9 protein-coding genes are annotated in these 9580 nt (G+C 69.6%); all 9 read right to left on the reverse strand.

The genetic code is table 11. From position 1 onward, the window contains the following. Window positions 1–66: 66 nt before the first annotated feature. Entirely contained in the window at window positions 67–357 is a 291-nt protein-coding gene (locus tag ACFE87_RS24095; protein ID WP_375462200.1) for a hypothetical protein, read from the reverse strand. Between the two features lie 8 nt (window positions 358–365). Further along, window positions 366–824, reverse strand: coding sequence for a photosynthetic complex assembly protein PuhC (gene puhC / locus ACFE87_RS24100; protein WP_375462201.1), 459 nt, complete (start codon window positions 822–824; stop codon window positions 366–368). 10 nt (window positions 825–834) lie between these two features. Then, complete coding sequence (gene puhB / locus ACFE87_RS24105) at window positions 835–1491, reverse strand: photosynthetic complex putative assembly protein PuhB (protein WP_375462202.1); 657 nt, start codon at window positions 1489–1491, stop codon at window positions 835–837. Next, entirely contained in the window at window positions 1488–2261 is a 774-nt protein-coding gene (gene puhA, locus ACFE87_RS24110) for a photosynthetic reaction center subunit H (RefSeq protein WP_375462203.1), read from the reverse strand. Before puhA ends, puhB begins: the two co-directional genes overlap by 4 nt. A 24-nt stretch (window positions 2262–2285) precedes the next feature. Further along, complete coding sequence (locus tag ACFE87_RS24115) at window positions 2286–3722, reverse strand: BCD family MFS transporter (protein WP_375462204.1); 1437 nt, start codon at window positions 3720–3722, stop codon at window positions 2286–2288. Continuing rightward, the gene (gene bchM / locus ACFE87_RS24120; protein WP_375462205.1) at window positions 3719–4417 is read right to left on the reverse strand and encodes a magnesium protoporphyrin IX methyltransferase; all 699 of its coding nucleotides are present in this window, start codon (window positions 4415–4417) and stop codon (window positions 3719–3721) included. The genes ACFE87_RS24115 and bchM overlap by 4 nt, the downstream gene beginning before the upstream one ends. After that, on the reverse strand, window positions 4417–5325 hold the full coding sequence (bchL, locus tag ACFE87_RS24125; protein WP_375462206.1) for a ferredoxin:protochlorophyllide reductase (ATP-dependent) iron-sulfur ATP-binding protein: 909 nt from the start codon (window positions 5323–5325) through the stop codon (window positions 4417–4419). The genes bchM and bchL overlap by 1 nt, the downstream gene beginning before the upstream one ends. Then, complete coding sequence (locus ACFE87_RS24130) at window positions 5322–9005, reverse strand: magnesium chelatase subunit H (RefSeq protein WP_375462207.1); 3684 nt, start codon at window positions 9003–9005, stop codon at window positions 5322–5324. Before ACFE87_RS24130 ends, bchL begins: the two co-directional genes overlap by 4 nt. After that, window positions 8980–9580 (reverse strand): nitrogenase component 1 (locus ACFE87_RS24135; RefSeq protein ID WP_375462208.1); only part of this gene is annotated, 601 nt, incomplete at its 5' end. The genes ACFE87_RS24130 and ACFE87_RS24135, both read right to left, overlap by 26 nt.

Raw genomic sequence — 9580 nt, forward strand, 5'->3', positions numbered from 1 at the left:
GGATCGTGTCGTCGGTCGCCTCGCGGGTCGAGGCATTCGGGGCGATGCCGCCCTCCGCCGATGCCATCATGACTTCCTCCCGGGCGAAAAGCTGACTTCGAACAATTCGGTCAGTTCGAGATAGCCCTCGAACCGTGCCTTGATCCGCTGCAGAGGCCCGGCCCTGACGACGGTCGCCCGGCACCGGATGGTCATCTTCTCGCCGAACGGGATGCGGCTCGGCGCACCGTGAACGATGACCTCGTCGCCCGGCTCGGCCGCGATGCCGTCGAGGTCCACATGCGCGTGGAGGCTTTCCGCCGTCTGCTCGATCTCGACCGTACAGGGCACCTCGATCCTCCGCCTCGCACCAAACACCGTGAACCTCACTTCGACTTGTCGGCCGCCTCCATGATGGCCGAAAAGGCGCCGACATTCGAGCGCCCGAATGCATCCAGGTTGATTCGTCGCCGGGTGGCCGAATCCTCCAGCGTCAGGCGGCCGTCCGCGAGGCGGCTCAGGCGGAAGGGCGGCTCGGCCCCGATGCCCTCGCGCTTCCGCTCGCGGACGAGGCCTCTGACCGTGCCGCGCACGAAATGGTTCGTCTGCGGGGCCAGCACGACGACGATCCGGCCGTCGCCCGCATCCCGGACGACGGCCGAGCCGTCCGGCCCGTCCTCGAAGCGGAGTTCGTGCTGGGCCACCGGGATCCCCGGCGCGACCGTCACCTTCCCGACACCGGTGAGGCGGGGCGTCATCGCGGCGACGAGCGCGATCGCCACCACGCCCGCGGCTCCGATCAGCGGCCCTTTCGGGAAGGAATCGGGCTGAAAGGTGGTCGCCATGCTGAGCTCCTCAGGCGGCCGCGGCCGGATGGCGCGCGAGGTCGGGCGCCGAAGCTGAATCCGCCCGGGCTGCTGCCGCGCGGCCGAGCGGGCCCGAGCCGAGCGAACGGGCCAGGAGCGCAGCGACCTGGCCCACCTCGGGCAATGCGCGCAGCATCGGTTCCGGGCGCCCGACCCGCCAGGGACGGGCATGCGGCCAAAGGTGGAAATAGGCGAGCCGACCTTCTCCGCCGAGCGCGACCGGGATGTCGCCGGTGCCATCGGGATCGGCCCGGAAGGCCGCGCCCGCGATCTCGGCATGCGGCAGGTTCACGGTGATCGGCCACGCGACACCGATCCGCATGACGATGCGGCGGGTCGTCAGCGTGTAGACGGTCGTGCGGGCGACGAGCGCCGCGTAGATGCGAATGATCGCGACCACGGCGAGACAGGCCAGCGCCGTCAGTCCGAGCGCGACCGCGACCTCCGTGACGGAGCGTCCACGGCTCCAGCTGATCCCGGCCACGAAACAGGCGGCCCCCAGGAAGTAGAGCAGGACGAGGCGCTCGTGCAGCGCCCTTCGGGCAAGCGCCCGCGCCTGCGGGGCGCCCTGCCAGAGGATGGATTCCCCTTCGGGAAGCGGGCCCGGAAGGCCGCGCGGGAGCTGGTCGTCGGGTGCGGGGCTCATATCACGGGCTCCAGGCGTCCGGGGGTCGCATAGAGAAGGCCGCCGGCGAAATAGGCCGTGACCTTGTCTTCCTCGAGCTTGGTGATCTGCCGGTCGCTCTTGAGTTCCGGCACGTCCGCGAACTGGCTCGCCAGGATCGTATTGGTGGTCACCCAGCCGCGCCGCTTGTCGATCACGGCGAAGCCCATCGGCAGCAAGACGTTCCGGGGCGTGCCGGCCGGCGTGTCGACCGTCACCTCGAGATAGCGGATCTGCGGCTCGGACCGGTCGGTCCAGATCTCCCGGACGATCCCTGCCTCGCGGCCATCCATCCCGTAGACCCGCATACCGATCGGGTTCACGTCACGCGGCTCGACGAAGGTCCCGTCCACGATCGACAGGGGTACGATCGCGGGCTCGCCCTCCCAGGTCAGCTCCGGCTCGTCCACGCGGTTCGCCCAGGCGGCGGGGCCGACGCCGTCGAGGAGCGGATTGCCGGTCGGCGTCATCGGGGCACCTGGCCAGGGCGCGGCCGGCCGGTAGCCGCCGCGCGGAATGTCGGTCGTGGTCTCGGGCGCGTAGGACATATGCCCTTCCGGCATCCAGAAGCTCTTCGGGCTCGGGATGGCCGGGAAGCCCTGGACGCGAACCCGGCCGGACCGGTCCGAGAGCAGCGGATAGCCCTCGCGCTTGTCCTCCCGGCGCAGGTAAAGAACGAGCCCGGCGAAGAAGATGTAGAAGGCATACAAAGTCAGCTGCGCCACATCGATGTAACTGGTGATCTCACCCATGGATGTCGCCTTTCTATGAAACTGTCAGCCTGGCATCTCGGACAGGCCGAACTTGGTCGGCTCCCGGTGGAGGGGCGCCCCGACGGGGCGAACCAGCGGTCCGAGGGCCACGAGGGTCAGGAACATGATGACGAGTTCGACGTGGTAGACGATGCCGTAACCGGTCGACGGGTCGGTGAGCGCCGGTCCGAGCGCCCCGCTCGTCGCCAGTCCGGACATCACGTCTCGGAGCGCGCCCCCGAAGGCGATGGCGAGCCCGGCCGCGCTCGCCTGGACGGCGCCCCAGGCGCCAAGCGCGAGCCCACCCTCACCCTCGCGGCCGAGCGCCATCGCGGCCGTCAGGGTGCCGACCGCGAAGAGGCCGCCGCCGAACCCGATCAGCGCGGCCCCGATCCGGAACAGGGTCGGCGAGTCGAGCGGGGCGGAGAAGATCACGGCCGAGAAGGCGAAAAGGCCGGCGAGGACGCCGAGCGCGGCGATCCTGTAGGGGTCGGCTCCATCCGCCAGTCGCTGCGCCGCCAGCGCGAAGCCCGCGATCGTTCCGGTCGCGATCAGGGCCGTGAGCGCGGTCGTCTCGCCGACGGACAGCTTGAGGATTTCGCCACCATAGGGCTCGAGCAGGATGTCCTGCATGCTGAACCCCGCCGTTCCGAGCCCGACCGCAACGAGGACCCGGCCCCAGCGGCCTTCCTTTCGGAGAGCCTGCCACGAATCCCAGAAGCTCGGCCTGTCAGGGTCTGCGACCGTGCGGGACGGATTCCGGGGCTCCTGCTTCCAGAGCGCCAGGATGTTCAGCCCCATGGTCACCATCGCGGCGCCCTGGATGACCCGGATCAGCTGGATCTGGCTGAAGTCCGACAGGACGAAGCCGAAGATGACCGAGCTACCCACCATGCCGGCGAGCAGCATCACATAGAGGAAGGCGACGACGCGAGGCCGGGAGGCGGCCGGGGCTAGATCGGTTGCGAGCGCGAGGCCCGCGGTCTGGGTAGTATGCAGTCCGATGCCGACGAGCAGGAAGGCGAGGGCGGCCGCGAGCTGGCCGACGATCGGCGGCGCGTTGGAATCGCCGGACAGGAGGATCAGCGCGAAGGGCATGATCGCAAGGCCGCCGAACTGGATCAGCGAACCGAACCAGATGTAGGGCACGCGCCGCCAGCCGAGGACGGAGCGATGGTGGTCGGAGCGGTAGCCGACCAGCGCGCGGAACGGGGCGAAGAGGAGCGGCAGCGAGACCATCGCGGCCACGAGCGTCGTCGGAACCCCGAGTTCGACGATCATGACGCGGTTCAGGGTGCCGTTCAGGAGCACCACCGCCATCCCGACGGAGACCTGGAAGAGTGAGAGACGGAGCAAGCGGCCGAGCGGCAGCTCGGGGCTGGCCGCGTCCGCGAAGGGCAAAAAACGCGGGCCGAGCTGCATCCAGGCCCGGGCCGCCTTCGCGGTTAGCGCTCGGTTCATCGCAGGAGCTCCAGCGCCTGCGACGTGTAGAAGCCGCTTTTCACCCGATGCGTGCGGGCCGGGCTCCATCCCGCCAGCAGACGCGAGGCCGCCAAGCGTCTGCGGAGTTCCGACTCGGCGAGAGGCTGCAGCGACGGCGAGCGATCGCCACGCGGGAACAGGCGCCCGACGGCGTGCATCACGGCGAGCGGCGCCGTCCTGGGTGCGAAGGTGAAGAGGATCGACCGCCCCGTCCGGGGCGCCAGGCTCTCCAGCACCCGGAGGTAGTCGTCGGCCGTATAGTGGATCAGCGAATCCATGCCGACCACGTGGTCGAAGCGGCCGAGCGCCGGATCAAGCATGTCGCCGACCCGGAACGAGACCCGGCCGCGTCCGAGATCCCGGGGCGCCCGCTCGCGGGCGAGGTCGACCAGGTTCCGGGCGACATCGATCGCCACGACGTCGGCGCCACGGCGCGCGGCTTCGACCGCGAAGGCACCGGTGCCGCAGCCGGCGTCGAGAAGCCGGATCCCCGTCAGGTCGTCCGGCAGCCAGGACAGGAGGGTCGCCCGCATGGTGTCTCGGCCGGCCCGGACGGTCGCCCGGATGCGGCCGACCGGCGCGTCGGATGTCAGGCGCTTCCACGCCTCGGCGGCCGTGCGGTCGAAATAGGTTTCGATTTCGCCCCGACGCTTCTGGTAAGTCGCGGCCGGCATCAGTCGAATCCCAGGAGGTCGAAGATGTCGCGATCCTTCAGCGGCACCGCCGGCACCGCCTCGACGCCGTTCCAAAGATTCTCGGCCAGGCGCAGATATTCCTTCTGCACGGCCAGGATCTCGGGCGTCTGCTCCATCTCGAATAGCGTCGACTTCTTCAGCCGGCTCCGGCGGATCGCGTCGAGATCGGGGAAGTGGGCGAGCGTCTTCGAGCCCGTGGCGGCGTTGAACTTGTCGATCTGGTCGCTGCCCGCGGACCGGTTGACGATCACGCCGCCGAGCCGGACCCCATAATTCTTGGCTTTGGCGCCGATCGCCTGGACGATGCGGTTCATGGCGAAGATCGAGTCGAAGTCGTTCGCGGCGACGATCAGGGCCCGGTCCGCATGCTGGAGCGGCGCCGCGAAGCCGCCGCAGACGACGTCGCCGAGGACATCGAAGATGACGACGTCCGTCTCCTCGAGGAGGTGATGCTCCTTCAGGAGCTTCACGGTCTGGCCGACCACGTAGCCGCCGCAGCCGGTGCCGGCCGGCGGCCCGCCCGCTTCGACGCACATCACCCCGTTATAGCCCTCGAAGACGAAATCCTCGGGGCGCAGCTCCTCGGAGTGGAAATCCACCCCTTCGAGGATGTCGATCACGGTCGGGATCAGCGACTTCGTCAGCGTGAAGGTGGAATCGTGCTTCGGGTCGCAGCCGATCTGCAGCACGCGCTTGCCGATTTTCGAGAAGGCGACCGAGAGGTTCGACGAGGTGGTCGACTTGCCGATCCCGCCCTTGCCATAGACCGAGAAGACCTTGGCGGTGCCGATCTTCAGGTTCGGGTCGAGGGCGACCTGGACGGAGCCGTCTCCGTCCAGCCGGCGCTCGACGCGCTTGCGGACCGGCAGTTCGATCGTCGCGCTCATGCCGCCATTCCCATGCCTACGCCTTCAAGCCGATCTTCGAGGTCTTCGCTCGCGCGCCGGAGTTTCGAGAGGGTCGCCTCGTCGGGCGACCAGTAGCGGCGCTCGTGCGCCTCGATCAGGCGGTTCGCGACCCGGGCCGAGGCCTTCGGATTCAGCGTCGCGAGCCGCTCCTGCATGGTGGCATCGAGGACGAAGGTCTCGGTCAGCTTCTGGTAGACCCAGGGCTGGACCTGGCCGGTGGTGGCCGACCATCCCATCGTGTTCGTGACCTGCGCCTCGATCTGGCGCACGCCCTCGTAGCCGTGCGCGAGGAGGGCCTCGTACCATTTCGGGTTCAGGGCCCGGGTCCGGGTCTCGAGAGAGACCTGCTCGGAGAGCGTCCGGACGGTGCCGCCCCCGCGGGTCTGGTCGCCGATATAGATCGCGGCATCCTGGCCGCCACGCGCCTGCTTCACGGCCCGCGAGATGCCGCCCAGCGTGTCGAAATAATGGTCGACGGTCGTGACGCCGAGCTCGACCGAGTCGAGATTCTGATAGGTCACGTCGACCCGGGCCAGCACGTGGGAGAGGAGGGCGTCGTGACGTGCGGGCCGCCCGTCGACCCCATAGGCGAAGCCTTTCCGGCTGAGATAGGCTTGGGCGAGCTCGTTCTCGTCGCTCCAGACCCCCGAATCGACCATCTGGTTGACGTTCGAGCCGTAGGCGCCGTCGGCATTGCCGAACACCCGCAAGGAGGCGTCCTCGAGCGTGCCGCCATGCTCGGCCTGATAGGCTAGCGCGTGCTTGCGGACGAAGTTCATCTCCGCAGGCTCGTCGGCTCCGGCGGCGAGATGCGCGGCTTCCGCCAGAAGGCGCGTCTGCATCGGCAGAAGGTCGCGGAAGATGCCGGACAAGGTGACGATCACGTCGATCCGGGCCCGGCCGAGCCTGTCGAGAGGGACGAGCTGCGCGCCCGCGAGCCGGCCGTAGCTGTCGTGGCGAGGCTCCGCTCCCAGAAGCCACAGGGCCTGACCGATCGGCCCGCCCTCGCTTTTCAGGTTGTCCGTGCCCCATAACACCATCGCGACGGTCTCGGGCAGGCCGGCCCCGTCCGCCGCGTGGCGGGCGAGGAGCCTATCGGCCTGCGCCGCCCCGTCCTGGACCGCGAAGGCCGACGGGATCCGGAAGGGGTCGAATCCGTGCAGGTTGCGGCCCGTCGGCAGGACGTCTGTGGTCCGCAGGAGATCGCCCCCCGGCGCCGGCCGCGTGTAGCCGCCGTCGAGCGCGTGGATGAGAGCCGGCAATTCATGGTCCCGTGCGAGCAGGGCGTCGAGCCTCGCGCGCTCGCCGGGCTCCGTCACGCCTGCGGCCTCCAGGGTCTCGGCCCTGGCGGCCGGATCGAGCGTCTCGCCGACGACATGCAGACCGTGCGGGATCAGCGTGTATTCGAGCTCCAGGAGCGCGCGGGAGAGGCCGCGCACCCGCGCTTCCGCCTCGCCCCGGATCCAGGCGGGCTCGGCGGATGCGAGATCGACAGCCGAGGCCTGCGCCTGGATGAGGTCGGCGAGAGCGGCACGGTTGTCCGTGCAGGTCTCGGGGTCGAGCCCGCGCCAGCGGTCGAGCGAGCCCTTGAGGTCGAGCAGCCCGCGGTAGAGGCCGGCGGCCGCGACCGGAGGCGTCAGATAGCTGATCAACGTCGCCCCGGACCGCCGCTTGGCTAGCGCCCCCTCGGACGGGTTGTTCGAGGCGTAGAGGTAGATGTTCGGCAGGTCGCCGATGAGCCGGTCAGGCCAGCACCTGGCCGACAGCCCGGCCTGTTTGCCCGGCATGAACTCGAGTGCGCCATGCGTGCCGAAATGCAGGATCGCGTCCGCCTGGAAATCGTCCCGCAGCCAGCGATAGAAGGCCGAGAAGGCGTGGGTCGGCGCGAAACTCCCTTCGAAAAGGAGGCGCATCGGATCGCCCTCGTAGCCGAAGGCCGGCTGCACGCCGACGAAGACGTTGCCGAAATGCTGCCCCAGCACGAAGAGCGAGGCGCCGTCGGTGTTGTGGCGGCCGGGCGCCGGCCCCCATTGCCGTTCGATCTCGGGCAGGTAGCGCTCGCGCCGCACATGCTGATCCACCGGCACCCGTGCGCCGACATTCGCGTCCGTGCCGAAGCGCGCGGCGTTGCCGCCGAGGATCGCGGCCTGCAGGTCCGCCGCGTCTGCCGGGACGTCGACCGCATAGCCGGCGTCACGGAGGGCGCCGAGCGTGTTGTGCAGCGAACGGAAGACGGAGAGATAGGCGGCTGTTCCGGTCGCGCCGGCATTGGGCGGGAAGTTGAACAGCACGATCCCGACCTTCCGCTCGCGGCGCTCGCGGCGGCGGAGGGCGACGAGCTTCGCGACCCGGTCTGCCAGCGTCTCGGCCCGTTCGAGGCAGACATGCATGTCGCGCGCGCGCTCGGCCGCCGGGAAGGTGCAGGCGCGGGGGCAGCCCGAACACGTGCCACCGCTCGAGCGGCCTCCGAAGGTGATCGGGCCCGTGGCGCCATCGAGTTCGGGGATCGCGACCATCATCGTGGCTTCGACCGGAGACAGGCCACGCGCATCCGCCGCCCATTGCTCCAGAGTCTGGAACTCGACCGGGTGAGCCGCGACGTAGGGGACGTCCAGCCCGGCCAAAACCTCTTCGGCCCCGCGGGCATCGTTGTAGGCAGGGCCTCCAACGAGGCTGAAGCCCGTAAGCGAGACGAGCGCATCGATCGTCGTCACGCCGTTCGCCGTGAAGTAGCGCTCGATGGCCGGGCGCTGGTCCAGCCCGCTGGAGAAGGCCGGGACGACCCGCAGCCCCCTCGCCTCGAAGGCGGCCAGCACGCCATCGTAATGGGCGCTGTTGCCGCCGAGCACATAGGATCGCATCACGAGCACGCCGACCGTGCCGGCCTCGCTCCTGGCGAGAGCGGGAAGCTGCCCGAGTTCCTCGACGATTCGGCTCTTGGCCCGCGGGTGATAGAGCCCGACCTCGGGATAATGCACGGGCGGCGAAGGGGCGAGCCGGCTTTTCAGGCTCTCGCGTTCCCCCTGACTGTAGCGGCCGACCAGCATGCGGACGAGATTGGCGAGGTTCTCGTCCGACCCGGCGAGCCAATATTGCAGCGAAAGGAAATAGGCCCGCAGATCCTGCGCCGTGCCCGGGATGAAGCGGAGCAGCTTCGGCATGCGCCGCAGCATCTTCATCTGCTTCTGGCCGCTCGCCTTGCTGTCCGGCTTGCTGCTGCCGCGCAGGCGCTTGAGCCAGGCCATGGCGCCCGTCGCCTCGCCAGCCATGGAAAGCTTGCCCATCCGGGTCAGCCGGACGACCTCCGGGGCCGACATGCAGGCAACCATCGCGTCGCAGCCGTCGCGGCGAGCCTGGAGGGCCGGGAGCACCGCCCGGATGTGATCGTCCAGGAACAGCATCGAGGCGATCACGATGTCGCCCCGGGCGATATCGGTCCGGCACCGGTCGAGCGCGTTTGGGTCGAGGCCCCATTCATCGGCCGCGTGGACCGCGAGCGTCAGGCCGGGCATCTCGGTCCGGAGCGCCGCCTCGGCGCGAGCCGCCGCGCCCGCGAGATGGCTGTCCATCGTGACGACCACGACCCGAACGGGTGTCGCCCGAATCGCGGGCACCGCCCGGACCGTGCTCGTCTCAGCGTCCGAAATGCGCTTTGGCATCGTAGAGCGTCTCGAGAGTGATGAGGGCGAGGCCGTGGGTCTTGGCGAAGCTCTCGGTGTTGCGGCGGGCCTTGCCGCGGACGAAGAACGGGATCTTGCCGAGCTCGCGCTCGGCCTCCGGCGCCCAGCCGAGGGTGGCCGGGATGACGATCGGGGAAGGGCGGGCGCCTGATCCCTCCCCTGCAGGGGAGGGCCGAGTCGGCGAAGCCGAACCGGGGTGGGGTGAACCCAGCCGGGCGTCCCCACCCGGCTCGCGCTGACGCGCGAGTCCGCCCCCTGCAGGGGAGGGATCGGGAGCGGTGCTTACGCCGTGCCCGAGATGCGAGGAGGCGTCGTCGCGGAACTCGGAATCCTCGCGGAACATCCCGATCAGGTGCTCCTCGAGGCCCATCATCAGGGGGTGGACCCAGGTGTCGAAGATCACGTTCGCGCCCTCGAACCCCATCTGGGGCGAGTAGCGGGCCGGGAAGTCCTGGACGTGGACCGGGGCCGAGATCACCGCGCAGGCGATGCCGAGCCTTTTCGCGACGTGGCGCTCCATCTGGGTGCCGAGCACGAGCTCCGGCTGCAGCTCG

The sequence above is a fragment of the uncultured Enterovirga sp. genome, assembly GCF_964242715.1.
GTDB lineage: Bacteria > Pseudomonadota > Alphaproteobacteria > Rhizobiales > Beijerinckiaceae > Enterovirga.